The sequence below is a fragment of the Rhizobium sp. LC145 genome (assembly GCF_001005825.1).
GTDB lineage: Bacteria > Pseudomonadota > Alphaproteobacteria > Rhizobiales > Rhizobiaceae > Neorhizobium.
The window spans coordinates 251,816-277,410 of sequence record NZ_LBHV01000002.1; the positions used below are offsets into that span (position 1 = coordinate 251,816).

The 25,595-nt window shown below is 60.7% G+C and carries 23 protein-coding genes; 15 read left to right on the top strand and 8 right to left on the bottom strand.

What is annotated here, in order from left to right:
* Together doeA and doeB are read left to right on the top strand one after the other, a co-directional pair.
* The gene (gene doeA / locus YH62_RS05925) at window positions 1-1,182 is read left to right on the top strand and encodes an ectoine hydrolase DoeA (protein WP_046793257.1); all 1,182 of its coding nucleotides are present in this window, start codon (window positions 1-3) and stop codon (window positions 1,180-1,182) included.
* Between the two features lie 4 nt (window positions 1,183-1,186).
* On the top strand, window positions 1,187-2,194 hold the full coding sequence (gene doeB / locus YH62_RS05930; RefSeq protein WP_046793258.1) for a N(2)-acetyl-L-2,4-diaminobutanoate deacetylase DoeB: 1,008 nt from the start codon (window positions 1,187-1,189) through the stop codon (window positions 2,192-2,194).
* Between the two features lie 11 nt (window positions 2,195-2,205).
* Here the strand turns inward: doeB and YH62_RS05935 are convergent, their stop codons facing one another.
* Window positions 2,206-2,916, bottom strand: coding sequence for a GntR family transcriptional regulator (locus YH62_RS05935; RefSeq protein WP_046793691.1), 711 nt, complete (start codon window positions 2,914-2,916; stop codon window positions 2,206-2,208).
* Window positions 2,917-3,167: 251 nt separating this feature from the next.
* On the opposite strand from YH62_RS05935, the gene YH62_RS05940 reads away from it, so the two are divergent.
* From YH62_RS05940 to YH62_RS05980, 9 genes are all read left to right on the top strand, one after another.
* Complete coding sequence (locus tag YH62_RS05940; protein WP_046793259.1) at window positions 3,168-4,259, top strand: ABC transporter ATP-binding protein; 1,092 nt, start codon at window positions 3,168-3,170, stop codon at window positions 4,257-4,259.
* Between the two features lie 34 nt (window positions 4,260-4,293).
* Window positions 4,294-5,586: a PotD/PotF family extracellular solute-binding protein gene (locus YH62_RS05945; protein WP_046793260.1), complete on the top strand. Its 1,293-nt coding sequence runs from the start codon at window positions 4,294-4,296 to the stop codon at window positions 5,584-5,586.
* An 83-nt stretch (window positions 5,587-5,669) separates the two neighbouring features.
* Window positions 5,670-6,581, top strand: coding sequence for an ABC transporter permease (locus YH62_RS05950; protein WP_046793261.1), 912 nt, complete (start codon window positions 5,670-5,672; stop codon window positions 6,579-6,581).
* A gap of 3 nt (window positions 6,582-6,584) precedes the next feature.
* Complete coding sequence (locus tag YH62_RS05955; protein WP_046793262.1) at window positions 6,585-7,403, top strand: ABC transporter permease; 819 nt, start codon at window positions 6,585-6,587, stop codon at window positions 7,401-7,403.
* A gap of 5 nt (window positions 7,404-7,408) precedes the next feature.
* On the top strand, window positions 7,409-8,155 hold the full coding sequence (locus tag YH62_RS05960; RefSeq protein WP_046793263.1) for an aspartate/glutamate racemase family protein: 747 nt from the start codon (window positions 7,409-7,411) through the stop codon (window positions 8,153-8,155).
* Window positions 8,152-8,988: a GNAT family N-acetyltransferase gene (locus YH62_RS05965; protein ID WP_046793264.1), complete on the top strand. Its 837-nt coding sequence runs from the start codon at window positions 8,152-8,154 to the stop codon at window positions 8,986-8,988. Before YH62_RS05960 ends, YH62_RS05965 begins: the two co-directional genes overlap by 4 nt.
* 257 nt (window positions 8,989-9,245) lie before the next feature.
* The gene (locus YH62_RS05970) at window positions 9,246-10,424 is read left to right on the top strand and encodes a hypothetical protein (RefSeq protein ID WP_046793265.1); all 1,179 of its coding nucleotides are present in this window, start codon (window positions 9,246-9,248) and stop codon (window positions 10,422-10,424) included.
* Window positions 10,417-11,385, top strand: coding sequence for a DUF6384 family protein (locus YH62_RS05975; protein WP_046793266.1), 969 nt, complete (start codon window positions 10,417-10,419; stop codon window positions 11,383-11,385). The genes YH62_RS05970 and YH62_RS05975 overlap by 8 nt, the downstream gene beginning before the upstream one ends.
* 5 nt (window positions 11,386-11,390) lie before the next feature.
* Window positions 11,391-12,806 (top strand): hypothetical protein, encoded by a 1,416-nt coding sequence (locus YH62_RS05980; RefSeq protein ID WP_046793267.1) that lies wholly within the window; start codon window positions 11,391-11,393, stop codon window positions 12,804-12,806.
* A gap of 20 nt (window positions 12,807-12,826) precedes the next feature.
* Here YH62_RS05980 and YH62_RS29070 read toward each other — a convergent pair whose 3' ends face one another.
* The 3 genes from YH62_RS29070 to YH62_RS05995 all read right to left on the bottom strand — a co-directional run bounded on the left by YH62_RS29070 (window position 12,827) and on the right by YH62_RS05995 (window position 17,711).
* Entirely contained in the window at window positions 12,827-13,729 is a 903-nt protein-coding gene (locus YH62_RS29070; protein WP_052760351.1) for a response regulator, read from the bottom strand.
* A complete protein-coding gene (locus tag YH62_RS05990) occupies window positions 13,729-15,816 on the bottom strand; it encodes an ATP-binding protein (RefSeq protein ID WP_046793268.1) in 2,088 nt (695 codons plus the stop codon). The genes YH62_RS29070 and YH62_RS05990 overlap by 1 nt, the downstream gene beginning before the upstream one ends.
* Window positions 15,817-16,067: 251 nt before the next feature.
* The gene (locus YH62_RS05995) at window positions 16,068-17,711 is read right to left on the bottom strand and encodes an alpha/beta-hydrolase family protein (protein ID WP_046793269.1); all 1,644 of its coding nucleotides are present in this window, start codon (window positions 17,709-17,711) and stop codon (window positions 16,068-16,070) included.
* A 563-nt stretch (window positions 17,712-18,274) separates the two neighbouring features.
* On the opposite strand from YH62_RS05995, the gene proV reads away from it, so the two are divergent.
* The 4 genes from proV to YH62_RS06015 all read left to right on the top strand — a co-directional run bounded on the left by proV (window position 18,275) and on the right by YH62_RS06015 (window position 21,730).
* Window positions 18,275-19,507 (top strand): glycine betaine/L-proline ABC transporter ATP-binding protein ProV, encoded by a 1,233-nt coding sequence (proV, locus tag YH62_RS06000; protein WP_046793270.1) that lies wholly within the window; start codon window positions 18,275-18,277, stop codon window positions 19,505-19,507.
* Between the two features lie 23 nt (window positions 19,508-19,530).
* On the top strand, window positions 19,531-20,412 hold the full coding sequence (locus YH62_RS06005; RefSeq protein ID WP_046793271.1) for a proline/glycine betaine ABC transporter permease: 882 nt from the start codon (window positions 19,531-19,533) through the stop codon (window positions 20,410-20,412).
* Window positions 20,413-20,473: 61 nt separating this feature from the next.
* Complete coding sequence (locus YH62_RS06010) at window positions 20,474-21,349, top strand: glycine betaine ABC transporter substrate-binding protein (protein ID WP_046793272.1); 876 nt, start codon at window positions 20,474-20,476, stop codon at window positions 21,347-21,349.
* A gap of 72 nt (window positions 21,350-21,421) precedes the next feature.
* Entirely contained in the window at window positions 21,422-21,730 is a 309-nt protein-coding gene (locus YH62_RS06015; RefSeq protein ID WP_046793693.1) for a helix-turn-helix transcriptional regulator, read from the top strand.
* A 16-nt stretch (window positions 21,731-21,746) separates the two neighbouring features.
* On the opposite strand, the gene YH62_RS06020 is transcribed toward YH62_RS06015, so the two are convergent.
* Genes YH62_RS06020 through YH62_RS06035 form a run of 4 tightly spaced genes read right to left on the bottom strand, consistent with a single transcriptional unit; the run spans window position 21,747 to window position 25,595 of the window.
* The gene (locus YH62_RS06020) at window positions 21,747-22,685 is read right to left on the bottom strand and encodes a dihydrodipicolinate synthase family protein (protein ID WP_046793273.1); all 939 of its coding nucleotides are present in this window, start codon (window positions 22,683-22,685) and stop codon (window positions 21,747-21,749) included.
* A 13-nt stretch (window positions 22,686-22,698) separates the two neighbouring features.
* Window positions 22,699-23,652, bottom strand: coding sequence for an oligopeptide/dipeptide ABC transporter ATP-binding protein (locus tag YH62_RS06025; RefSeq protein ID WP_046793274.1), 954 nt, complete (start codon window positions 23,650-23,652; stop codon window positions 22,699-22,701).
* Complete coding sequence (locus tag YH62_RS06030; protein WP_046793694.1) at window positions 23,653-24,669, bottom strand: ABC transporter ATP-binding protein; 1,017 nt, start codon at window positions 24,667-24,669, stop codon at window positions 23,653-23,655.
* Between the two features lie 8 nt (window positions 24,670-24,677).
* A complete protein-coding gene (locus tag YH62_RS06035) occupies window positions 24,678-25,595 on the bottom strand; it encodes a dihydrodipicolinate synthase family protein (protein ID WP_046793275.1) in 918 nt (305 codons plus the stop codon).

Consider the following 25,595-nt stretch of genomic DNA (forward strand, 5'->3'; position numbering starts at 1 on the left):
ATGAACCAGCCCAATCTCAAATTCTCGCTCGGCGAATATGCCGCGCGGCTGGAAAAGACACGGCGCGCCATGGAGGAGAAGGGGGTCGACCTCTTGATCGTCAGCGATCCCTCCAACATGGCCTGGCTGACGGGCTATGACGGCTGGTCCTTCTATGTGCACCAGGCGGTCATCGTGCCGCCGTCCGGCGAACCGATCTGGTTCGGCCGCGGTCAGGATGCCAACGGCGCCAAGCTCACCGCCTATCTGAAGCACGAGAACATCATCGGCTATCCCGATCACTACGTGCAATCGACCGAGCGTCATCCGATGGATTACCTGTCGACTAAGCTTGCCGAACGTGGCCTCGACAAGCTGACGATCGGCGTGGAGATGGACAATTACTGGTTCTCAGCGGCCGCCTTTGCTTCGCTGCAGAAGCATCTTCCGAATGCGCGTTTCGCCGATGCGACAGCCCTCGTGAACTGGCAGCGCGCAGTGAAAAGCGAGACCGAGATCAAGTATATGCGCAATGCCGCCCGCATCGTGGAGGCCATGCATCAGCGCATCTTCGACAAGATCGAGGTGGGCATGCGTAAATGCGACCTGGTCGCGGAAATTTACGATGCCGGTACGCGCGGCGTCGACGGTATCGGCGGCGATTATCCGGCGATCGTGCCGCTTTTGCCGTCGGGCGTGGAAGCCTCCGCGCCGCATCTGACCTGGGACGACCGGCCGATGCTAAGAGACGAGGGTACGTTCTTCGAAATCGCCGGCTGCTATAACCGCTATCACGTGCCGCTGTCGCGAACCGTCTTCCTCGGCAAGCCGACGCAAGCCTTCCTGGACGCGGAAAAGGCGACGCTCGAGGGCATGGAGGCCGGTCTCGCAGTCGCAAAGCCCGGCAATACCTGTGAGGACATCGCCAATGCCTTCTTCGGTGTGCTGAAGAAATACGGGATCGTCAAGGACAACCGCACCGGCTATCCGATCGGGCTTTCCTATCCGCCGGATTGGGGCGAGCGGACCATGAGCCTGCGGCCGGGCGACCGCACGGAACTGAAGCCCGGCATGACCTTCCATTTCATGACCGGTCTATGGCTAGAAGACATGGGCTTCGAGACCACCGAAAGCATTCTCGTCACCGATACCGGCGTCGAATGCCTGGCAAACGTGCCGCGCAGGCTGATGGTCAAGGATTGAGATAATGAGCAACTTGGCTTTGCGGCCGTCACCGATCAGCCCTACGGTGGATCTGGATGCCGAAGGCGTACAGCACGGTTTCTTGCGGCTGCCCTACAGCCGCGATGATTCCGCATGGGGATCGGTGATGATCCCCATTACGGTTATCCGCAACGGCGACGGGCCAACGGCGCTCCTGACCGGCGGCAATCACGGCGACGAATACGAAGGGCCGATCGCGCTCTTCGATCTCGCCCGCAGCCTTGAGGCAGAGGATGTCAGCGGCACGGTGATCATCGTGCCGGCGATGAATTATCCCGCCTTCCTGGCCGGCACCCGGACCTCGCCGATAGACAAGGGCAACCTGAACCGCAGCTTTCCGGGTCGTCCGGACGGGACGGTGACGCAGAAGATCGCCGATTACTTCCAACGCGAACTGCTGCCCCGCGCCGATATCGTGCTGGATTTCCATTCCGGCGGCAAGACGCTGGACTTCCTGCCTTTCTGCGCCGCACATGTCTTGCCGGACAAGGAACAGGAAGCCCGTGCCTTCGAACTGGTGAAGGCGTTCTCGGCGCCATATTCGATGAAGATGCTCGAGATCGATGCGATCGGCATGTACGACACCGCCGCCGAGGAGATGGGAAAGGTCTTCATCACCACCGAGCTCGGCGGCGGAGGAACTGCCACGGCGAAAAGCGCCGGGATTGCCAAGCGCGGCGTCATGAACACGCTGCGCCGTGCGGGTATCGTCGCAGGGAGCCCCGAGAGCAGTTCCACGACCTGGCTCGACATGCCGGATGGCGATTGCTTTTCCTTTGCGCAGGAGAACGGCTTGATCGAACCCGTCTTCGATCTCGGCGACCAGATAACCAGGAACGCCGTTGTCGCACGCATTTATCCGACAGGACGAACGGGTGCGGCTCCGCATGAAATCCGCGCCAAGATGGACGGCATTCTCTGCGCCCGGCATTTCCCGGGCCTCGTGAAAGCTGGGGATTGTGTATCGGTGATCGCCGTCGTCGTTGGCTGAAACAGCGCTCTCTAGAAGCCTAAAGCATTGCGCAATGCCATGCCTTCCTGCAGGCGAAGGTCGAGATCGGCTTCGATATGATCGATGTGGTGAAGCATGAGCTGGCTCGTGCGCGCCGCATCGCGCTTCTCCAACGCTTCGACAATAGCGGCGTGCTCGCCGTGGCCGCAGCTCGAGATGCCGGAACGCCCATAGATGGCGATCACCAGCGAGGATCTGGCGACCAGTTCGTCCATGAAACGCTCGAGGATCGTATTTCCGGAAAGTCTGGCCAGCATCAGGTGAAACTCGCCGGATGCCTTGATCTCGGCACGCCGCGCCGCAGGGCCACGCTCGTTCATATAGCGCGCCTCTTCATCCAGCAGCCGGCGGAACTGCTCGATATCCTCGGCGGTGATGCGTTCCACCGCCGCGGCGATGATGCCGGGCTCGATAAGACGCCGTGAGGCGAAGATCTGACGGGCCTCTTCCGGAGACGGGTTCGAGACGAAGGCGCCGCGGTTCCTCTCGATCGTCACCAAGCCCTCGAAGGCGAGTATCTGAAGTGCTGCGCGGGCGACCGTTCGGCTAACGTCGAACAGGGAGCCGACCTCGGCTTCCGAAAGCTTGGTGCCTGGTGCAAGCCGCCTGTCGATGATCGCGTCGCGCAGGGCTTCCCGGATCGCGGCCGAGCGGTCCTCGGGCGCTGCTTCGGTGAGAACGATTTTTTCGCCGATATTCATGTTCAGGTCCGCTGTCTCAGCGTTTGTATCGCGGCCCCGCGGCAAAACCAAGCGGCTTTTGTCAGCGATACAGAAGAAGATTGCATACAATTTTTGCAATGGATCGCAGACAGCCGCTTGTTTTTTGCGCATTGCGCAAGCCATCGAAACGGCCGCCGTCCCGTCGCTCCCGGAAGTATGCGCTTCTTCAAGGACTTGATGGATTTGGCATGTTCCATGCATCGCGATAGCCGACGCAAAGGAGCGTGCGGATGAGTAAAGCAGCCGAAATCGATATCGCCTCTGTCTCAAAAATCTATGGTTCCACGACCGCCGTGCAGTCCATAAGCCTGAAGATTCCGGCAGGCAGTTATTGCTGCCTGCTTGGGCCCTCCGGCTGCGGAAAGACCTCGACGCTGCGCATGATTGCCGGCCACGAAACGATATCGAGCGGCGATATACGGCTCGGAAATACCGTGGTAACCGATTTGCCGCCGGCGCGCCGCGGCACGGCCATGATGTTCCAGTCCTATGCCCTGTTTCCCCATCTCGATCTGGTCGACAATGTCGCCTTCAGCCTCAAGATGAAGGGTGTCGATAGGGATCAGCGCCGCGCAAAGGCGCTCGATATGCTGCGCCTGATGCAGCTTGAAGCCTATGCGACCCGCCGCCCGGCCCAGCTTTCCGGAGGCCAGCAACAGCGTGTGGCGCTCGCCCGTGCGCTCATCACCGACCCAGAGGCGCTGTTGCTCGATGAGCCGCTTTCGGCGCTCGATCCCTTTCTCAAAATCCGCATGCGGGCAGAACTCAAGAAGCTCCAGACCTCGCTTGGCATCACTTTCGTGCATGTGACGCACAGCCAGGAAGAAGCCATGGCGCTTGCCGATCTTATCGTGGTGATGAACGACGGCCGCATCGAGCAGGCCGCCCACCCGCGCATAGTGTTCGAACGCCCAGCGACACCTTTCGTGGCCCGCTTCATGGGTGACCACAACGTGATCTCCGGCCGGGTGATCGAACACAAGGCCGAGCGTCTTCTTCTCGGTGTTCCTGGGGGCGGAGAATTCCTTGCTGATGGGGGGGCGCAGACCCTTCGCGATGCCGCAGATATCGTCATTCGCACCGATCGTGTCCGGATCGGCCAGCCGGCGGAGCTGGGCCTCGGTTTCACTGGATCGGTCACCAACATCGAATATCGCGGCTCCTCGGTGAAACTGTCGGTAAACGGCGCCGGCATCGAGGATTTCACCGCCATCTTGGGTGACACGGAATATTTCGCCCACCCCGTGAAGGTCGGCGAAGCGATCCCGCTCGCCTGGGAGCGCCAGGACGCCATCGTTCTCGGCAGCCCGAAACGTCACTGATATCGAAACAAAAACCCAACAGAGGAGAACAGCAATGATCGATACTCAAAAGAAGAAGGCCAAGGGAATCTCCCGCCGATCGCTCCTGAAGACGGCGTCTGCGGCGGCAGGTCTGGCTGCCGGCTCCGGCGCGATCACCGGATTTCCCACCATCTGGGCTCAGAACCCGATCACCTTGCGCCAGTTCGGCACCGGCGTCTCGAACCTGAATGCGATCGCACAAAAGTGCAAGGAAGACCTCGGAATCACGCTTGAGATGACGGCCACGGATTCCGACGCCGCCGCGCAAAGGGCCGTCACGCAGCCGAATTCCTACGATGTCGCCGACGTCGAATACTGGATTGCCAAGAAAGTCTATCCGGCAGGCGTCCTGCAGCCGATGGACGTGAAGAAGCTGAAATATTTCGACAAGATCGTGCCGCTCTTCGTCAACGGTAAGCTGACGCCCGAAAGCGTCGTCGCCCAGGGCACCGCGCCTCACACCGTAGGCTTTGTCGAAAGCCAGGAGGCAAAGACATTCGCCACGGAACCGACCGAGTGGATGACGATGGTGCCGACCATCTACAATGCCGATACGCTCGGCATCCGCCCGGATCTTGTCGGTCGCGAGATCACCACCTGGGCGGACCTCATGGATCCGGCCTACAAGGGCAAGACCTCGATCCTCAACATCCCTTCGATCGGCATCATGGATGCTGCCATGATCATGGAGGCGATGGGCGAGCTCAAATATGCCGACAAAGGCAACATGACCACCGAGGAGATCGACAAGACGATCGACTTCCTCATCAAGGCCAAGCAGGACGGCCAATTCCGCGCCTTCTGGAAATCGTTCGACGAGAGCGTCAATCTGATGGCTTCCGGGGAAGTGGTCATACAATCCATGTGGTCGCCCGCTGTCGCGGCCGTCCGCTCCAAGGGCATTCCCTGCGTCTATCAGCCGCTCAAGGAAGGCTACCGCGCCTGGGGCGGCGGGCTGGGACTTGCCGCGCATCTCAAGGGTGCGCAGCTCGACGCGGCCTATGAATATATCAATTGGTACCTCTCCGGCTGGGTCGGAGCCTATCTGAATCGACAGGGTTATTATTCGGCGGCGATGGAAACCGCAAAGCAACATATGAGCGCCGACGAATGGGGCTTCTGGGTCGAAGGCAAGCCTGCCCAGGGCGATATTCTCGGCCCCGACGGCAAAGTCATGGAAAAGGCAGGCGCAGTGCGCGATGGCGGCTCCTTTGAGGAGCGCATGGGCAAGGTCGCCTGCTGGAATTCGGTCATGGACGAGGACCGCTACATGGTCCGCCGCTGGAACGAATTCATCGCGGCTTGAGGCATTCGCCAACCTGTTCCCTCCCCGCCAAGCGGGGAGGGAAGCTTGGCACGCCCTGCTACCCTTCCAAAGAAGAAGATGAAATGGCGACGATGACCTCCTCGGAAACGGAAAAGATCGAAAGCACGGGAGCCAAAAGCCTCCGTTTGCCGTCGGGATTGATCTCTTATCTTCAGGCAGCGCCGCTTGCAGCCATTCTCGGCGCCTTCCTGCTCGTGCCCATCCTGATGATCGCGGTCGTCAGTTTCTGGGACTACGATTTCGCCCGGATGTACCCGGATTTCGTGACCTTCAACTATGCCGAGACGCTCGGCTCCTGGGTCACGTGGAAAATCTATCTCAACACGCTGAAATTCGCCCTGCTCGTCTGGGCGATCACGTTGTTCGTCGGCTTCTGGGTCGCCTATTTCCTCGCCTTCCATATCCGCACTTCTGCCATGCAGATGGTGCTTTTCCTCGTCTGCACCGTACCTTTCCTGACCTCCAACATCATCCGCATGATTTCCTGGATTCCGGTTCTCGGACGCAATGGTCTGGTCAACACGACGCTCATCGACGCGGGGATCATTCCGCAGCCGATCGAATGGCTTCTCTATTCCGATTTCGCGGTGGTGCTGGCCATGGTGCATCTCTACGCGCTGTTCATGGTGACGCCGATCTTCAACACGCTGATGCGTATCGATCACTCCCTGATAGAGGCGGCGCGCGATGCCGGCGCCAGCGGCTGGCAGGTTCTCGTCAACATCATCATTCCGCTTGCCAAACCCGGCATGGCGATCGGCACGATCTTCGTCGTGACGCTGGTGATGGCCGATTTCTCCACCGTGCAAGTCATGTCGGGCGGGCAGAGCGCCTCCATCGCGCTGATGATGAGGAACCAGATGTCGCTACTCCAATACCCGGCGGCTGCGGCCAATGCCGTGGTGCTTCTCGTCCTCGTTCTTTTGATGGTCGCGGGCATCCTGCGCATCGTCGACATCCGCAAGGAGCTTTGATCCATGTATCGTGAGAAACGCTCCAGGGAGTTCTATATCCTCGCCATCTTCTTTTCCGTTTTCGTGCTTTTTCTCTATGGGCCTCTGTCGGCGATCCTCATCCTCTCCTTCCAGGGGCCGAATGGCGGATTGACCTTTCCATTGAACGGCACGTCGCTGCATTGGTTCGCCAACCTGCTCGAAACCCAGGCGGTCGGCGATTTCGGAGGCTCCTTCCGCCGTTCGCTGGCGCTCGGCCTGATGGTAATGGCCGTCACGGTGATCGTGTCGCTGCTCGCGGGCCTCGCCTTCCGCCGCCGTTTCATCGGCTCGACCGCGCTCTTCTACCTGGCGGTTGCTAGCCTCGTCGTGCCGTCGATCATCATTTCGCTCGGCATCGGCGTGCTCTTCCAGCAGTTCGGCCTGCAGCCCTCCTGGTACACGTCCGCCTTCGGCGCGCATCTCACCTGGACGCTGCCTTTCGGCGTGCTCATCATGTTTGCCGTCTTCAACCGTTTTTCGCCCGCCTACGAGGAAGCTGCGCGCGATCTCGGCGCCACCTCCTGGCAGACCTTCCGCCATGTCGTATTGCCGATGATCGCGCCGAGCCTCATCGGCGTCGGACTGTTCGGCTTCACGCTTTCCTATGACGAGTTTGCCCGAACGTTGATGACGGCCGGCACCTTCAATACGCTGCCGCTCGAAATCTACGGCATGACCACCAATGTGACGACACCGGTGCTCTACGCGCTGGGTACGGTGACGACGCTCTTTTCCTTGCTTGTCATCGCCGGCACGCTGGGGTTCATCGTTCATCTTAACCGGCGCCGGACTAGGGCCTAAGACCGATGCGTATCCTCGTCGTCAATCCGAATACCACCGCCAGCATGACGGCCAAGATCGCGGAGTCCGCCCGCCAGGTCGCCAATGCCGGGACGGACATTCTGGCCGTAACCTCGTCCATGGGGCCTGCTTCGATCGAAGGCTATTACGACGAAGCCCTGGCATTGCCGGGCCTTCTGCTGGAAATCGCCAGGGGCGAGCGGGAGGGCGCCGATGCCGCGGTCATCGCCTGCTTCGACGATACGGGCCTCGATGCCGCCCGCGCGCTGGCGAATATTCCGGTGGTCGGCATATGCGAGGCCGCGCTTGCCGCAACCGCCTTCATTGCGCAACGTTTTACCGTGGTGACGACAATGGAGCGCTCCCGCCTGCCGGTCGAGGCGCTGGTGCACCGCTATGGCATGTCCTCCCGAGCAAAGGTACGCGCCGCCGATATTCCGGTGCTTTCGCTGGAAGATCCCAATTCCAATGCTCGCGTCCGCCTGTGCGGAGAAATCGCAGCAGCGCTGGAGGAGGATAAGGCCGAGGCGATCGTACTCGGCTGCGCCGGCATGGCCGATCTCGCCATCGCGCTCAGGGCGGAGTTCGGGGTGCCGGTCGTTGATGGCGTGGCCGCCGCCGTCAAGCAGGTCGAGGGGTTGGTGGCTCTTGGCCTTTCCACGGCGAAAGGCGGCGCCTATGCTTCACCCCTCCCGAAATCCTACAAGGGCATGCTCGAGGATTTCGAGCCCCGGAAACTCGGCCGATCATGACGACTGCTCCAACCACTCGATCGCTCACCCTTTTTGAAACGGAAACATTGATGGATTGGGCGCGCATCGAAGGCTGGAACCCCGGTCTTGCCGACGCCTCCGCTTTCCATGCGGCCGATCCCCAAGGCTTTATCGGCTGTTTCGTCGATGACGAGATGGCGGCAGGCATATCAGCCGTGAGATATGGCGACGACTTCGGTTTCATCGGGCTCTACATCGCCCATCCAGGCTATCGCGGCAAAGGCTATGGCCGAAGGGTTTGGGATGCCGCGATGGCACATCTTGAAGGCCGGACGGTCGGCCTCGACGGCGTTCCCGAACAGCAGGCCAACTATCGGGGCATGGGGTTCGAGCCGCATTACGAGACCTTTCGCTGGAGCGGCAGCATACCGGGAGCGGCGTGCAGGGATGTGGCCGCGGCCTCGCCGGATATGAGAAAAAGCATTGTCAGCTATGATCGGCACTTCTTTCCCGCTGAAAGAAGCGGCTTTCTTGCGCAATGGTTGACGCCGCCGAGACTTGCCATGGTGATGGTCCGCGACGGTGTCGTACATGGCTATGCCGTCTGCCGAAAATGCCATGACGGCTTCAAGATCGGCCCGCTATTTGCGGACACCGCGGCCGATGCGGAGTGTCTGCTGAAAGCCTGTGCGGCGCAGACCGCAGGCCGAACCATTCATATCGACGTGCCGGTCTTACAGGCAGAGCTCGCCGGGATCTTGGAAGCCAACGGCTTTTCAAAGGGGTTCGCAACCGCTCGCATGTATCGTGGCCCGGCGCCGCCGGTGCGGATGGCAGGCGTTTTTGCGGTCTCCACTCTGGAGCTCGGCTGATTGCGAGCGGCCGGATGCTATGTGCCGCATCCGCGAGATCACTGTCACGACGCCTTCATATCGCTCTTCTACGGAATAGCTGCGGTAGCGTGGTTGTATTCCCGGGTCGTCGAACTGTTTGAACCCCACTAAAGATGCAGAAAGCAAGCCTCCGTCACGCCTATGGAAAAGCACGCGAGCCGCCATAGATTCCGGTTTACAGGGATGGGTTTTGTTCTAAGCTCACCGCAACTATTGCTCGCGAGGGAGATGCAGCCATGAGCGATGTCGTTGGGAAGACACCGATGCAATATCTTGAAAAGGCGATGGGATCGCTTCGCGATTTGGGCTTGGTCCCGGAGCGGAACGGAGAGGCGCCAATCGTCGGCTTGCTGGAGAAGATCAGCGATCTGGAACCCGACAAGGTCGCTGTGATTACCCGCACGCTCGACCAGATGAGCTTCTTCAACGAGGTGGTGCGCGAGCAGATCTCGCAGATGTCGATCGGCGAGCGCTACGAGAAGATCACCAAGGGCTTCAATTCCATCCGTGACGATGCAAAGCGCATGGTCGACCAGATCTCCGATGGCAAGCTCGATATTTTCGAGCGTTCCACCAATGTCTGGATGAAGATTTCCCGCGGCGATGTCGCTGCGCGGTTCGATGAGATCAAGGACACCTATCTCGAGGTCGCCAAGGATACCAAGGAAAATATCGAGCGCGAGCATGTGATCCTGGAAGCCTATCGCGACTTCCGGGGCGCGTTGAAGCAGGCGGAGGTCTCCGCGCTCGAGGTTCTCAAGACTGCCGAAGCCAAGCTCGAGGACGCCAAGGGTGTCTTGACGAAAGCCTCCGATGAGGTGGCAGGCTTCACCGCCAACGATCCCGCCGGCCGCGCCAAGCTCGAGCTTGCGCGTGACGAAAAGCTGCGGGTGATGCAGAACGAGGAAGGCCGCTATCAGATCGCCAAGGATTTGGCCGACAATCTGACGATCGGCTACAATACTTCCGAGGTCATCATGGCCAGACTGATGCAGACGACCAATGCCAAGGAGCGGGTCTATCAGCAGTCGGTGTCTTTCTTCTCGACCAATGAATCCGTTCTGACCGCGCTTAAAGCGTCCTTCACGGGCCTCTTCGGCCTGCATGAATCCACTCAGACCCTCAACGAGATGAAGGAGGGGGTCTCCAAATCGATCGAGGTTCTCGCCGAGATCGGCGGCAAGGTGCAGGAAGAAGCGATCAAGGCGGGCTACGGTCCCACGATCCGCGCCGATGCGGTCAAGAAACTCGTTGATTCCGTGGTCAACTTCCAGGAACATTCGACTGAGATCATCGCGGAAATGCGCAAGCTGGCGACGCAGAATTCAAACGAAATTCGCGATGCCGTGGAGGACGGCAAGCGGCGCATTGCGCGGCTTGCGGAAAGGGGCAATGCGCTGCTGATCGATGGCTAACGTCCAATCCGCCGAACCGCCGCCCAGCATTCCCGGCGGCCAAGCTCCGGCGCCGAAACTCGATGACCTGATGCTGGCGATGGATGTCGTCGATACGCTCCGTCACCAGGAGGGTCTTGTCGCCAAGGAACTGGCCCAGGAAGAGCGCGATGACGAGCTGAAAAAACGGCTTCGCCAAATCTATGAGGGACAGGGGCTGGAGGTCACCGACCGCATCCTCGACGAAGGTATCAAGGCACTGAAGGAAAGCCGGTTCGTTTACGAGCCGCCGCCGCCGAGCTTTGGCCGTACCCTCGCAAATCTTTGGGTGCGCAGGCACACTGTGGGCAAGGTCGCGGCTTTCGTACTGTTGCTTGCGATCGCCGGGGTGGGCTGGCAGGCCTGGAACTGGCGTGCGGAACGCCAAGCCGCCGACGCCACGCGGATCGAACTGACGGAGACCTTGCCGCAGGCACTCGCCACCGCGGCGGAGGGGGCTTCGAGAGAGGCTCAGGAACCGCAGGCCCGGGAGATGATCGACCGGCTTAGGGGTGATGGTCAGGCTGCGATCGCTGCCGGCGATGCCGCGGCTGCCCGTGCGGCAATTTCCGGATTGGGTCAGCTTCGCGAGCGGCTTTTGCGCGAATATACATTGCGCATCGTCTCCCGGCCGGGGGCGGATACGGGCGTCTACCGCATTCCGGACGTCAACCAGGCGAGCCGCAACTACTATCTGATCGTAGAGGCGGTCACTCCCGACGGACAGACCTTGAGCCTGCCCGTCGCAAGCGAGGAAACCGGCCGCACCGAGAATGTAACGCAATGGGGCATCAGAGTACCCCAGGCGGTCTTTGACGCCGTGCGCCGGGACAAGATGGATGATGGCATCGTCCAGAACAGCAGACTTGGAGAAAAACGACGCGGCATGCTCGATCCCGGCTATCTGATGCAGGTCTCGGGCGGCGCGATCACGAAATGGTAGGGCAGATGATCTCGGGACGTGAAACATTGTCCTCCATAGAGCGCGCTATTCTCGGGGTTCGCTCGCAAGAGGATCAGCTGGTCGCAACGCTTCGCTCCGCGGAGGAGGAGGCCGCGCGGCTGCGGACGCTGAAGGCGGATAATTTCAAGGCGCTTGCCGAAATCCGCCTGGAGTCGCTGGCGCGCGACCAGGTTGTGCAAGACCTGAACGCCGCGGAACAGAGGGCCCTGGAACTCATCGCCCGCCGGCGCAACAGGCTTGCGGAGTTCGCCGATCGGCGCGCCAAGGCGACGGTCGCCGCAACGGTGGCAGAAGCGGACCGTGCTGAAAAGGCCAGGGTCGTGGAGGCGGTCGGCGACCGGATCGATCAACTCACAGCCAAGGTGGAAGCCGCCATAAAGGCCGATCCTGCCTGGATCGCTCAGCAGCAAAGGGTGGCGGAAGCGCAGGTAAAGGCCCAGGCAGCCGCCGACAAGGCCGTCCAGTCCGAGGCGGATCGGGAAAGCAAGGGCAATCCTTATCAGAAGGACCCGCTGTTCATGTATTTGTGGCGCGCCGGCTACGGAACGTCCGAGTACCGCGCAGGCTCCATTACCCGGTATTTCGATGGCAAGATTGCACGCCTGCTCGGCTATCAAAACGCCCGGGCCAATTATCACATGCTCAACGAGATACCCCTGCGTCTGCGAGAGCATGCCGATCGCGTCGCGGAAATGGTTGACGCGGAAATTTCCAAGCGAAGTGCCATCGAGCGCCGGGCGCTCGAGAACGACGGCATCGTGAAGCTGGAAGAGGAACTCGAGGCCGCGGAAAAGGCGCTGGACGAGGTCGAGACGGCACTTGAAAAGGCAAGATCCGACCTTGCAGCCTTGGACGAGGAGCAGGCGGGCGAGACCGAAGCGGCGGGCGATGCCGATTACCGGCAGGCCGTGCAGATACTGGCCGAAAGGCTGAGCAGAGAGGATCTCCGCGTCCTCTATGCGGAAGCAACCAGGACGCCGACCCCGGCAGACGAGCAGATCGTGCAGCAGCTTGGCAAAATCGACGAGGCGATCGCTCGTGCGGACGCTGAGGTCCAGGATGTCCGCAGAACGACGGCCGAACTCGGTAGGAAACGGATAGAGCTCGAGCGCGCACGTGGCCACTTCCGCCAGCGAGGATATGGCGATCCCCTGGGTGAGTTCACGAATGAGGACATGATCGGCACCGTCATCGGCGGCATCCTCAAAGGAGCCCTTTCATCCCGCAATCTAGAAGACGTTTTGAACGAGGGCTTCCGCCGGCGAATGCCCCGGTCTCCCGGCGGCTTCGGCGGCGGCTTGCGGCTGCCCAGAGGCGGCAGTTGGGGCGGCGGTATGGGCATGCCGCCAATCCGCCCTCCCTCGGGAGGAGGCGGCTTCCGGACCGGCGGCCGCTTCTGAGCCGCTTGCGGAGTGAGTCTTCAGGCTCCCTGTTCGCTCAGCTTTTTGTCGAGCATCTCGAAATAGCCGACCAGGCGCTGCATGGCCTCGGGCGTCAATGCGACGATCTGCCGACGTCCGTCGGCCGGGTCGTTCACGCGCCGGACAAGCCCGGCCTGCTCCAGCTCCAGCAATCGCCTTGAGGCCGTCGATATCGGCACGCCGGACGCCATGTACAGATTGGTGAGATATATGACATCGTTCTGCAGTTGATACTCTAGGAGATAGAGCAGCATCTGCCAGACGGGATCGGCGAAGAGTTCATCGTTGAACATTTTCTCGCGCAGCTGCCGGGTACGGATCAACGTGAGCAGGCGCTGCGTATCGGTCTTTGCATCGGGCGGGTTTTCTGTCCGCGCTGCCGATGCGGCAGATCCCTTCGTGTCGGTCCCCTGGAGCAATGTGCCAAGCCGTCGGACTTCCTCGCTCAGCTTGTCGAGCGAATAGGGCCAATCGTCCCGACCCGACCGCCTGCGGCGCTGCGCATTGGAACGCATGATGGCGCGTCCGACTGCTTCCAGCAGCTCGTCGCGGCGAATTGGCTTATGCAGGAAATCGACGGCATCGAGCCTGAGTGCCTCAACGGCTATGTCGAGCGTGGCATGTCCCGTTACGAACAGCACCTGTAGCCAGTCACGATCGGCAAAGCGGCTACGGATCGCCTGTAGCAGCGATATGCCGTCCATCTCGGGCATCCGGATGTCGCTGACGACGACGGCAATCGCGGCATTGTTTTCAAGCTGCCGAAGCGCTTCCGATGCGTTGGGCGCGAGCAGACATTTATGCCCCGCATCCGTCAATATCGAGGAGGTGATTTCAAGCAAGGGTTCCTCGTCGTCGACGAGGAGGATCTGGGTATCGAGCTGCTTTTCGGCAAATTCCATCAGTGCCGCCTTTCCGCTGTCATCTCGGTTGTCCTTTCTTCCTCCGGCTTTTCGGCCTTGGGAAAGAACAGAAGGAATTCGGCGCCCTCGGCGCCATTGCGTACTTCCAATCGCCCGCCGAGGCTCCTGGCCATCCCGTAGCTCAGGGCAAGTCCGAGGCCGGTGCCCTTGCCGACAGGCTTGGTTGTGAAGAACGGTTCGAACACGCGGTGGATCGCATCGGTTGGAATGCCCCCGCCACTGTCGCGAACGCCGAGGCAAGCGAAGCCATCATCTGTCTTGCTGAGATCGATCGCGATCCAGTCCTGTATGTCTTTTCTGTGTGGGTGCTTTTCGAGGATGGCATCTCTCGCATTGAGCAACAGGTTGATCAGGATCTGCTCCAGAGCCGTTATCTCTGCCGTTATCCAGATCGTGCCGGCTTGATAGTTTTTGCGAAGCGCGATGCCTGCGTTTTCGATCTGCCGGCCGGCGATGGTAAGCGCACCCTCGATCCCCTCCACGGGGTCGAGCGGATAGGTGCTGCCGTCGCTGCGACGCCCATAGATGCGCATGTGGTCGATCACCCTCGACGCGCGTTCGGCCTGAGCCGTCATGGTGTCAAGATGTTTCCTGAGAAAGGCCGCATCCGCATTTTTCTGCAGCAGCCGTGCCTGGATATGATCCAGCGTCAGGACGATGGCGCCAAGCGGTTGATTGATCTCATGGGCAAGCCCCGTTGCCATTTCTCCGAGAGTTATGAGCTTGCCGGACTGGTAGATGGCAAGCTCGGCCTCCCGCCGTTCGGTGTTGTCGAAGCCGATCGCAACGAGGTTGCGCACGGAGCCCGCCGAATCCCGGATGGCGGTGACGGTCCATGAAAGTTCGCGCATCCGGCCGTGCTGGTCCATGGTCCGGACGCCCGTTTCCAACGGCAGATGCTCGATGATTTCATCGACGCCCCTATTCAAAGCCGTTGCGAGCCGAAACTGGCCGCTCTCACCAGTTTCAACGCGGCCGAACAATTCCTGGAGTGCAGGGTTGACCACGATGGGCTTTCCGGCGGCATCGGTTACCGCCACCAACGCGCCGCCGGTATTAAGAATTGCCTCGAGAAACACGCGCTCCTGCTGCTCACGCTCCATTTCGATACGATTGTGAATGAGGAATTTCTGATTGCGGATATACTTGCCGAGCATCACGCCGAGGGCGACAAGGGCGCCGCCGAGAGCCGTAAGCGCGCTGGCAACGATGAGGGCCGGGCCGCGCCACGCTTCATAGACGGCCTCGACCGGCGTCCCGACATAGGCCAGCAGAGGCGCGGCGGTGGGCTTGCTGTATGCGAAGATCTGCCGAATGCCAGTGAGTGGTGAGTTGGCGATGCGGATATCGCCCCCCGAGACGTCATGAAGAAGAGGCTTGATATTGCTTCCGATGACGCTTTGGTTGTTGGAAATGCGGATGATGCCGTCTTCACCGACCAGGCCGATCACCCTTCCGTCTTCCTGCGGCAGGTTCACATAGAAGTTGTAGAGGGACGCCTTGTCGATCTCGATCAGCACATAGCCGGCGAAATTGCCGTCCAGATCATTGATTCGCTGGGCAAAATCCATCGCCCACGTCCATTGGCTTTCTGCGATGCCGGAGGAAATTCTATACGATGGGCTGAGATGCCGTGGCAGTCCGGACTGAATGCTCAATGCCCGATAGGTATCTGTTTGAGAGAGGTCCTCACCGACGGGATGAGCCGGGTTGCTGGTGGCAAAGACCCTGCCGCTGGCGTCGACGAGGACGATCGCCTTTGCGGCGGGTTCGGCGGCGGCCCGTCGGTTCAGGACCTCAGAGAAGAGGTCTGGAGGAACGATCGGATCTGATCTGTCTTCGATAACGGCCTTGGCCAGGGCCTCGAGCTTAACGAAAGTGAGCGTTGTTTGCTCGGCCAACGCACCAGCGAGATTGAGATTGTTCTTTGCAGCGGTTTCGAAACTATTATTGTAGTCGCGCCAGCTCATGAAAACCGCGAGCGCGACGGCGATGAGGAGGACGACGCTTGCACCCGTCCAATAGGCAGTCAGCGCCCAGCGGGCAGTCTGATTAAACGCCTTCATTCTTCCTCGATCAGGGGCGCTGCGTCGCCCGTGGAAGCGGTAGCCACAACTCCGAATTGATAGAATACAGGGGGTCCTTTGCCAACAAAAATCGCATTGTCACTGGAAGCCTGTTTGCAGGGACCGTCGGTCCCCGGGCGCCGATCCGTTTGTTTGTTCCGATGACATCAAATCATGGCGGTCGCCAGAACTTTCGGTTCCGATCCGGTGCCAAATAGTTTCACTTCCCAATATTCGGCCGCCGACATTCCTCAGGCCATGCGCGCCCGAAGAAGCTGCTTCAATCGATCAACCTCGCGAGCTTCAAGATTGGGAGGTCCCGTCAGCGAAATCCAGCAGTCAATATAATGCTCGGGCGCATAGACATGCCCGAAACCGAGCGGCGACGAGGTGGCGATCGCCATGTCGAACAGGAGCTGCAGCATGGTCACGATCGGTAACCACTGCAGATCGCGCGAGACATCGGGCCCGCGCGGCTCGCGCATCCAGGCCGGCTCCTTGAACGCGGAAGCCGGCTCGAAGAAAACGATCGGGTCGCTCGCATATTGCAGATAGATGAACCTGATCGGCCCCCATTCGGCATCCGCTTCCGCCAGGTGGTTCGACTGATTGGTGAAGCGAATGGTCGAACCATCCCGAAAGCGGGGCAGCCATGCGGGCGAGGCAGGATTTCTTTGTGCCGTTACCGAGCGCCATCTTGCGCTCCTAAAAGGAGGCCCGGCCCATAACGCTCCCTGGAATGGGTCGGCCACGACGTCGTAAATGTCGGTGGCGAGTTGTGAGTTGAATGCACCGAGACTCAAGCCGTAAAGATAAAGCTGCGGACGGCTCTGCCTCGGCAGGGTCTTCCAGAAGCTGTAGATCTCCTTGAAAAGCGCTTGCGCCGACTCCTGCCCGTCATCCGGCTCGACGAGAAGAGAAAGCCAACTCGTCAGGTAGGAATATTGCAGCGCGACGCTCGCCACGTCTCCCCGGTGCAGGTATTCGAGCGAATCCATTGCGGCGGGATCAATCCATCCCGTTCCGGTCGGCGCGATGACCACCAGTATCCGCCGCTCGAACCCGCCCTGTCGCCGGAGTTCTGCCAGGGCAAGCCGCGCCCGCGCTTCCGCGGTATCGGCATTGTTCAATCCCACATAGACGCGGATCGGCTGAAGGGCGGCTTCGCGCCAGAAGTTGCCGATTTCCGGGGCGCCTGGACCGGCGGATACATAATGCCTTCCCTGCCGCCCAAGTCCTTCCCAGGAGATCAGCGAGGACGCGCTTCCTGTCGTGTCGGATCCTGGTTGCAGGGTACCCTCGTCGATGAGCGCATCGAGCCGCTGGAACGAAGCGTCGGCGGCATCGAGCGCCAGGCGCAAAAGCACGCCCTGGCCGAGAGACCAGAAGATGGCGAAGGCGATCAAGATGCCCAGGAGCAGCGAAACTCGCCGGGGAACATACCGCTTGAGCAGGGCGGAGAGCCGGATGCACAGCCACTGGAATATCCGCCCCAGGATAAGCGCAGCAAGGAAGGTGACTGAGGCGACGGCGGCCAGCCGGAACGGATCGGCACTGTCGAGCGGCGGCATTGCCCAGAGCGTTCGGATCGAATTCTGCCAGCCGACCGCGTGCCAGAGAAACCAGATGCAGAGCAGCAATCCCGCCGCGGCCACGAGGCCCTTCAGCCGCTGCTCGCGGTCTTCCGGATAGGGGAGCTCAAGGTAGCGCCATAGCCAGAAGAGGCCGACACCAATCATGTATCCGGTTGCCGCGCATACGCCCGAAAGCGCGCCTTGGACCAGATAGGACCGCGGCATGAGGCTCGGGGTAAGCGACATTGCGAAGAAGATCAGCCCGACGAGCATCCCGGTGGCGGAGAGGGAACGAAACATCGTGATGAAGGGACGCAGCATGTCAGTCTCTCATTGGATAGTCCGATGGTACTGGCGAAGGATGACGGCAACAGGCCCGAGCTTTTTACGCGGCACCGAATGCCTATGTCGAGACGGCGCGGACCGAAGCGTTGTCTCACCTTCAAGGAGGCTTCGGAAAATGTGCAGATGAAGCCTTCCATCGAGGCGAGGTGAGCCTCGTGCGACCACCCACGACTGGACCGGAAGCTCGGAAATCTCGGCGGTTCGGGCATGTGGAACCAGCCGTTGGAGAGCGGCCGCGATAACAAAATTTGATTTTTTTATGGACATTCAAAGATCGTTCCCATAAATAAGGGCAACCTTTCGCTGCGGGGATCGTCGCTTCCAAAGCAACAATCAAGCATCCTCGCCTATCATAATCGCTGTCTCTCGCGATAGAATTTTCGTATGTAGAGGCAAGCGAAATTCTGTGCTGGCGGAAATAAATTCCGCTGAAAAATGCTGGATACAATACTTGATGAGCGTAGAGATTTACTTTCTGCGCCGTTGAGTTTTGACGAGAAGGAGAGTGCCTCCGCTGTCGAGCCGGGGCCTGTAGTTTTATGGTTTTTGCAACTGAAAATGACGCATCGGTGGAACCGAGTTCGACCAAGATCAGTATCAAGAACGTCTACAAGGTTTTTGGTGAGCGGCCGGAAAAGGCGCTTGATCTTCTTAGGCGGGGCAAGACCAAATCGGAGATTCTCGCAACAACGGGCTGTTCGATCGGTGTCAATGATGCGAGCTTCGATATCAAGGCGGGCGAGATCTTCGTCATCATGGGACTTTCCGGTTCCGGAAAATCCACGTTGCTGCGCCTCCTCAACCGCCTGATCGAGCCGACGTCCGGAAACATCGAGATCGATGGCCGGGATATCACCAATATGTCCCGCCGCGAGCTGATCGACGTCAGGCGTCGCGATATCAGCATGGTCTTCCAGTCCTTTGCGCTGCTGCCGAACCGCACCGTGCTCAACAACGCCGCCTTCGGGCTGGAGGTTGCAGGCGTCGGTGAGGCCGAGCGAAAAGAGAAGGCGAATGCCGCATTGGACGCCGTCGGGCTCGCCGGCTACGCAGATAGCCGCCCGGACCAGCTCTCAGGCGGCATGAAGCAGCGTGTGGGCCTTGCCCGTGCGCTTGCCAGCGAGCCGACCATTCTCCTGATGGACGAGGCGTTTTCGGCTCTCGACCCGCTGATCCGCGCGGAAATGCAGGACGAGCTCGTTCGCCTTCAGGCCGAACACAGCCGCACGATCGTCTTCGTCAGCCACGATCTCGATGAGGCGATGCGGATCGGCGACCGCATCTGCATCATGCAGAACGGCAATGTGGTTCAGGTGGGCACACCCGACGAGATCGTGCTCAATCCGGCCAATGACTATGTCCGCTCCTTCTTCCGCAATGTCGATGTCAGCCAGGTCTTCAAGGCCGGTGACATTGCCCGCAAGACGCAGGTGACCATTATCGAACGGCAGGGTGTCTCGGCCGCTGCGGCCTTGGAGCGAATGAAGAATTTCGATCGCGAGTTCGCCATCATCGTCGGTCGTGACAAGACCTATCATGGCGTGGTGAGCCAGAGCTCGTTGATCGAGAAGGTCCGCGGCGGCGCCGCCGATCCCTACCGTAGCGCCTTCCTGCCCGAAGCCGCGCCGGTTTTCGCCAGCGAGCCGCTGTCGAACGTGCTGGGCAAGGTTGCCGCCAGCGCCTGGCCGGTGCCCGTGGTGGATGACGATAACCGCTATATCGGTTCGATCAGCAAATCGGCCCTTCTCGAGACGCTCGACCGCGCCGGCTGAACACCAGCAGAACGGAAAGACACATGAACTTCGATCTCGGTGACGGCATCGATGCCGCCGTCAATTACATTCTCGACAATTTCGCGCCGGTCCTCGATTTCATCGCGGCCGCGATCGGTCTGGTCACCGGCGGCATCCAGGATGCGCTGCTCGCTATTCCAATGCCCGTAGGGATTGCCATTTTCGTAGCACTGGCACTGTGGCGCGTGAGCTTCGGCTTCGGTGTCTTCACGGCCGCCTCCCTCTGGCTCGTCGACCACATGCAGCTCTGGTCGCCGATGATGGAGACCCTGTCGCTGGTCATTGCCTCGACATTGATCGCCATGCTGATCGGCCTGCCGCTTGGGATCGCAATGGCGCGCGGCGACCGCTTTGCGGCCGTGACGAGGCCGGTGCTGGACCTGATGCAGACCATGCCGGCCTTCGTCTATCTCATTCCGGCCGCCATGTTCTTCGGTCTTGGCGCTGTGCCCGGGACGATCGCGACGGTCATCTTCTCCATGCCGCCGGTCGTCCGGCTGACCAATCTAGGCATTCGCCAGGTGCATGCGGAGTTCATCGAGGCCGGCAATGCCTTCGGCTGCACGTCCTCGCAATTGCTGTTCAAGGTGCAACTCCCGAATGCCATGCCCTCCATCATGGCGGGCATCAACCAGACCATCATGCTGGCGCTCTCGATGGTGGTGATCGCCTCCATGATCGGGGCGGGCGGCATCGGCAATACGGTGCTCACCGGCATCCAGCGTCTCGATGTCGGAACCGGTTTCGAAGGCGGCATCGCCGTCGTCATCCTTGCCGTGATCCTCGACCGGATCACCCAAAGCCTCGGAAAGCAGAGTGCCGGCATCTGGCGCGTGCTTTTCCGGAATACGGCGCAGCAGAAGGTGGCGGAAGCTCCCGCCTGATCCGCAGCGCTCGTTAATGGCGGCTTGCCGCCGCATGCGAACCTTCAAAAAAGGAGCAGATATGTTCAAGACACTCGTTACAATGAGCCTCGCTGCCGTTCTCTTCGGCAGCGCGACCACCGGGGCGATGGCGCAGGACGCCAAGCCGGTGAAGATCGGCTGGGCTGCCTGGTCGGACGCCGAATTCGTCACCAAGCTCGCGGCAAAGCTCATCAAGGACGAGCTCGGTCAAGAGGTCGAACTGGTCCAGACGGATGTGGCGCCGCTCTATCAGGGCGTCAGTCGCGGCGATCTCGATGCCATGATGATGGCCTGGCTTCCGCAGACGCATGCCGATTATTTCGCCAAGGTGAAGGACAAGGTCGAGACGCTCGGCACCGTCTATGACGGAGCAAAGCTCGGCTGGGTCGTCCCGAAATACGTTCCAGAGGATGCGATCGCTTCCATCGAGGATCTCAAGAAGGACGACGTCAAGGAACAGCTCGGAAACCAGGTGCTCGGGATCGACCCCGGTGCCGGCCTGACGCGTCTTTCCGAACAGGCAATCAAGGACTACGGTCTCGACGATTACAAGCTGCAGATTTCCAGCGAGGCTGGCATGCTGACCTCCGTCGATCGCGCCATGCGGTCGGAGAAATGGTTCGTCGCGACCTCATGGAGCCCGCATTGGATGTTCGGCAAGTATGAGCTTCGCTATATCGAGGATCCGAATAAATCCCTCGGCGAAGCCGAGCATGTCGACATCCTCGCTCGCCAGGGCTTCAAGGAGGACAATCCCAAGGTCGCCGAGTTCCTTTCCCGGATGAAGCTGCCGATCTCGGATCTGGAGGCGGCGATGTTCAATGCGCAGGAAACCTCCTACGACGCAGCTGTCGAGAAATACATCACCGACCACCCGGACCAGGTGAAAGCCTGGCTCGGTGGAAACGAAGGCTAGGCCTCGTTGACGGCTCCGCGGAAACCATCCGCGGAGCCGCTTTCTCAGCTCAATCCGGTGGAGCGCTTCAGCATGTATGATGGACAACAGGTTTCGGCATCCGCCGAAGACGATACGATCGGTGGCCGCATTTCGCTTGCGCGCGATGCGTTGAATGTCTCCGTCGAAGAGATTTCCGCGATTATCGGCGTCACGCCGGAAACCTGGCAGGACTGGGAAAACGATCGCGCCGCGCCGCGCGCTAACCGGCTGGACAAGATTGCCGGCGTCTTACAGGTAAGCCTTGCCTGGCTCTTGAGCGGCAGGGGCATCGGACCGTTATGGGATGGTTTCGAAGATAAGGCCCGGTTTGTGGTCAATAGCTCCAGCCGGTTCCACTAGAGGGCAGATTGCCGGCTCAATCGGAAATGAATTCGGGGATTTCCGAGCGCGCGATCTCGCGCAGGCGGATCGCCTCGCGCTCCTCGATCCATCGGTAGGGCCAGCGAAGCCGCGTCCCGACGGGCCCCCAGCCGCCGATCCCGCAGAGCAGCTTGTCGAGGGCAGCATTGGAAAAGCCGTGATCGCGGCGGAACGGGACGATGTGATTGTCCATGAAGGCGCAGATGCGCCCTTCCATTTCCAGAGCCTTATCGAGATCGGTCCGCATGAGTTCCGTCCAGTTCTGCGCCCCGCGCGGACTGAGACACGCCACGTTGGAAAAGGCGCCGGCTGCAATCCCATGCTTGATACCCGTGGCCAGGTGATGGCCAGGTACGAAGAGCGCGAATTCCGACAGATGCGAACGAGCCTCCTCATACCAGCGCTCGTCGCCATCGGCGAGCTTGATGCCGACGACAGAAGGGCAGGGGCCGCAGACCTCGGCAAGCTCCTTCGGTGAAAGCACCCGCTTTGCATGGGGCGGATTGTAGAGGATCAGTGGAATTCCGTCGGCACCCTCTGCGATGCGCTTCAGGAAATCGATCGCCTCGGGATCGGAAAGCGGCCACCAGTCCGGCAGAATAACCTGGATTGCCATAGGCTTGAGTGATACCATCCGGCGCACGCGGCCGAGCATGATGGTGGCGTCCGGCTGGCAGGCGCCGATCACGAAGGGCATGCCGGAACTTCTGCATCGTTCGGCCAGGATTTCCTGGATGCGGCCGAATTCCGCCTCTGTCTGGTTATGGAATTCGCCCGCCGTCCCGTTCGAATAGATGCCGTCGACGCCGGCCTTGATCAGGAGGTCGATTTCTTCTGCCAGTTTTCCAAAATCGATGCTGCCGTCCGCCACAATCGGAAGAAGAAGGCTTGCCCAATTGCCGGCAATCGGATGCCGGCGTGCTCTTGCTGTCACTATCCTTTTCCCTTCAATCTAGATCGTCACGGATGCAGGCCTTGAAATGCCCCGGCGCGGTTTGCCTGAGCTCGGGCACCGCCTCGCCGCAGGCGGGAAGCGCATGGGGACAGCGGGTGCGGAAGACGCAGCCGCTCGGCGGATTGGCGGGGCTTGGAATATCGCCCTTCAGGATCTGGCGGTCGCGCCGGACATCCGGATCGGGCGAAGGGATCGCCGAAAGCAGCGCGCGGGTATAGGGGTGCTGCGGTCTGGCATAGAGATCGGCGCTCGAGGCGATCTCCATGACGCGCCCGAGATAGAGCACGATCACCCGGTCGCAGATATATTCGACGACCGCGAGATCATGGCTGATGAACAGCATGGTGAGGCCGAGGCGTTGCTGCAGGTCGCGCAGCAGATTGATGACCTGGGCCTGGATCGAAACGTCGAGCGCCGAGACAGGCTCGTCGGCCACGATGAATTCCGGACCAAGCGTCAGCGCACGGGCGATGCCGATCCGCTGACGCTGGCCGCCGGAGAATTCATGGGCGTAGCGGTTGATCGCATCCGCCGGCAGGTCCACCCGTTCGAGCGCCTGGCGAGCGCGCTCCAGCCGCTCCTTGCGCGTGCCGATGTTCTGTATCTTCAGCCCCTCCGTCAAAATCTCCCCGATCGTCATGCGCGGCGAGAGGCTCGCGAACGGATCCTGGAAAATGTATTGCATCCGCGGTCGGGTCCGCCGCATTGCCGATCCCGAAAGCGCGGTGATCTCTGTCCCGTCGAAACGGATGCTGCCAGCGGAAGGTTCTATAAGACGCAGGATCGAGCGGCCGATCGTGGTCTTGCCGCTGCCGGATTCTCCGACGAGCCCCACGACCTCGCCCTTGCCGATATCGAACGAGATGCCCTGCAGGATGGTGAGCTTTGTGCCACGCGAAGTATAGTGTTTTTCAAGATCGCGGACGGAGAGGAGTGGTTCGCTCATTTAAATCTCCTGCCAGCGGATACAGCGGCTCTCGTGCCGGGCATTGACCTTCGCCAACGGGGGGACGGCGGCGCGGCAGGCATCGATCGCGAACCGACAGCGAGGAGAGAAGGCGCAGCCCTTCGGCATGGTCATCAGGCTCGGCACGACGCCTGGAATGGCGGCGAGCTTTTCGCCGGCCTGTTTCATGCGGGTCGCATCGCCGAGCTTCGGCATGGAGGCGAGGAGGCCCATCGTATAGGGATGCCTTGGATTGCGGAACACCTCTTTCACGGGCCCCGTCTCGACGATCCTGCCAGCATACATGACCGCTACCCGATGGGCGATTTCCGCGACCACGCCGAGGTTATGCGTGACGAACAGCATGGCCATGCCGCGCTCGCGCTGGAGGTTCTGCAACAGGTCGAGGATTTGCGCCTGGATGGTCACGTCGAGCGCGGTCGTCGGTTCATCCGCGATCAGCAGCGTCGGATCGCAGGAAAGGGCCATGGCGATGGTGGCGCGCTGGCGCATGCCGCCTGAAAGTTCGTGAGGATATTGGCCGGCGCGACGCTTGGCATCCGGAATGCCGACGCTTTCCAGAAGGCCGATCGCCGCATCCATCGCAGTCTTCCGGTTCGCCCGGCGATGGATGCGGATGGGCTCGGCTATCTGATCGCCGATCGTATAGACCGGGTTGAGGCTCGACATCGGTTCCTGGAAGACCATGCCGATGTCGTTGCCGCGGATTTCCCGCATCCTGCCGTCGTCGAGCTCGACCAGATTGATGACGGCGCCGTCCTTGCGCCTCAGAGAGATGCTGCCCGCGGCGATCGCGCCGACATTGCGGGTGAGCAGGCGCATGACCGAAAGACTGGTCACCGACTTTCCGGAGCCGGATTCACCCACAAGCGCCAGCGTCTCGCCGGCGGCGACGGCGAGATCGACATCGTTGACCGCCGTCACCTCGCCGGAGCGGATACGGAAGACGGTCCGCAGTCCCTTGATATCCAGTATGGTTTCGGCTGCCGGTTGCATCATGCTCATCAGGACAGGAGGCCCGTTGCTCGAAGGATCTCATTGATCCTTGCCGTTTCGGCTTCGTTGAGCGCAGCGCGCGGGCGGGGCATCACGGCGGTATCGATGATGCCGAGGCTCTTCATGGCCGCCTTGAATGCGCCGATGCCTGACGCGCCTCCGCTGACGCGCCCTTGCGCCACCCAGACGATCTCGAAGAGGCGGCAAAGCCGCTCCTGCTCTTTGCGAGCTGCTCCCCAGTCGCCGCTTTGGGCGGCGTTCCAGAGGCGCACATAGCCATGCGGATCGACATTCGCGACGCCGGGAACGACGCCGTGAGCACCCATGAGCAGCGCGTTGTCGACGACGATTTCCGATCCGGTCATCAGGAAGACGTCCTTTTTGTCGGCCAGATCGAGCAGCGCATAGCGGAAATTGCCGTCGTCTCCGCTGGAGTCCTTGAGGCCGATGATCGTTCCCTCTCGGGCAAGGGTGACTGTCGTCTGGCGCTGCAACTTCACATGCACGCAGACCGGGATGTCGTAAGCAATCAGCGGTATGTCGACGGCGTCGCGAATGTAACGGAAGTGGTCGACGATCTCGGATTGGCTCGTGACGGTGTAGAACGGCGCCGTCACCACGACAGCGTCGGCGCCCGCAGCCTTTGCCACTTTGGCGTGATGGATGACGCGGTCGGTGGTCGGGTCGATCACGCCGACGATCAGTGGCACGCGGCCATTGATGACCTTGGCTGAATGCTCGATGATTTCCTGTCTGGTCCTGTCGTCATGGAAGATCACCTCGCTCGTCGAGCCGAGCACGAAAAGGCCATGGCAGCCAGCTTCGATCAAGTGCTCCAGAACCCTCGTATAGGAGGGATAGTCGACCGTGAAATTCTGGTTGAGCGGCGTTACGACGGGAGGAACAACACCTTTGAATTTGGTCAT

What these genes read in the sequence shown, in the direction of transcription:
- YH62_RS06030 (WP_046793694.1), bottom strand. Translation starts at nt 24,669, where the DNA reads ATGCAACCGGCAGCCGAAACCATACTGGATATCAAGGGACTGCGGACC.
- doeA (WP_046793257.1), top strand. Translation starts at nt 1, where the DNA reads ATGAACCAGCCCAATCTCAAATTCTCGCTCGGCGAATATGCCGCGCGG.
- YH62_RS06005 (WP_046793271.1), top strand. Translation starts at nt 19,531, where the DNA reads ATGAACTTCGATCTCGGTGACGGCATCGATGCCGCCGTCAATTACATT.
- YH62_RS05975 (WP_046793266.1), top strand. Translation starts at nt 10,417, where the DNA reads ATGGCTAACGTCCAATCCGCCGAACCGCCGCCCAGCATTCCCGGCGGC.
- YH62_RS06015 (WP_046793693.1), top strand. Translation starts at nt 21,422, where the DNA reads ATGTATGATGGACAACAGGTTTCGGCATCCGCCGAAGACGATACGATC.
- YH62_RS29070 (WP_052760351.1), bottom strand. Translation starts at nt 13,729, where the DNA reads ATGGAATTTGCCGAAAAGCAGCTCGATACCCAGATCCTCCTCGTCGAC.
- YH62_RS06025 (WP_046793274.1), bottom strand. Translation starts at nt 23,652, where the DNA reads ATGAGCGAACCACTCCTCTCCGTCCGCGATCTTGAAAAACACTATACT.
- YH62_RS05965 (WP_046793264.1), top strand. Translation starts at nt 8,152, where the DNA reads ATGACGACTGCTCCAACCACTCGATCGCTCACCCTTTTTGAAACGGAA.
- YH62_RS06010 (WP_046793272.1), top strand. Translation starts at nt 20,474, where the DNA reads ATGTTCAAGACACTCGTTACAATGAGCCTCGCTGCCGTTCTCTTCGGC.
- YH62_RS05955 (WP_046793262.1), top strand. Translation starts at nt 6,585, where the DNA reads ATGTATCGTGAGAAACGCTCCAGGGAGTTCTATATCCTCGCCATCTTC.
- YH62_RS05980 (WP_046793267.1), top strand. Translation starts at nt 11,391, where the DNA reads ATGATCTCGGGACGTGAAACATTGTCCTCCATAGAGCGCGCTATTCTC.
- YH62_RS05950 (WP_046793261.1), top strand. Translation starts at nt 5,670, where the DNA reads ATGGCGACGATGACCTCCTCGGAAACGGAAAAGATCGAAAGCACGGGA.
- YH62_RS05940 (WP_046793259.1), top strand. Translation starts at nt 3,168, where the DNA reads ATGAGTAAAGCAGCCGAAATCGATATCGCCTCTGTCTCAAAAATCTAT.
- YH62_RS05945 (WP_046793260.1), top strand. Translation starts at nt 4,294, where the DNA reads ATGATCGATACTCAAAAGAAGAAGGCCAAGGGAATCTCCCGCCGATCG.
- YH62_RS06035 (WP_046793275.1), bottom strand. Translation starts at nt 25,595, where the DNA reads ATGACCAAATTCAAAGGTGTTGTTCCTCCCGTCGTAACGCCGCTCAAC.
- YH62_RS05935 (WP_046793691.1), bottom strand. Translation starts at nt 2,916, where the DNA reads ATGAATATCGGCGAAAAAATCGTTCTCACCGAAGCAGCGCCCGAGGAC.
- YH62_RS05960 (WP_046793263.1), top strand. Translation starts at nt 7,409, where the DNA reads ATGCGTATCCTCGTCGTCAATCCGAATACCACCGCCAGCATGACGGCC.
- proV (WP_046793270.1), top strand. Translation starts at nt 18,275, where the DNA reads ATGGTTTTTGCAACTGAAAATGACGCATCGGTGGAACCGAGTTCGACC.
- YH62_RS05995 (WP_046793269.1), bottom strand. Translation starts at nt 17,711, where the DNA reads ATGCTGCGTCCCTTCATCACGATGTTTCGTTCCCTCTCCGCCACCGGG.
- YH62_RS05970 (WP_046793265.1), top strand. Translation starts at nt 9,246, where the DNA reads ATGAGCGATGTCGTTGGGAAGACACCGATGCAATATCTTGAAAAGGCG.
- YH62_RS05990 (WP_046793268.1), bottom strand. Translation starts at nt 15,816, where the DNA reads ATGAAGGCGTTTAATCAGACTGCCCGCTGGGCGCTGACTGCCTATTGG.
- doeB (WP_046793258.1), top strand. Translation starts at nt 1,187, where the DNA reads ATGAGCAACTTGGCTTTGCGGCCGTCACCGATCAGCCCTACGGTGGAT.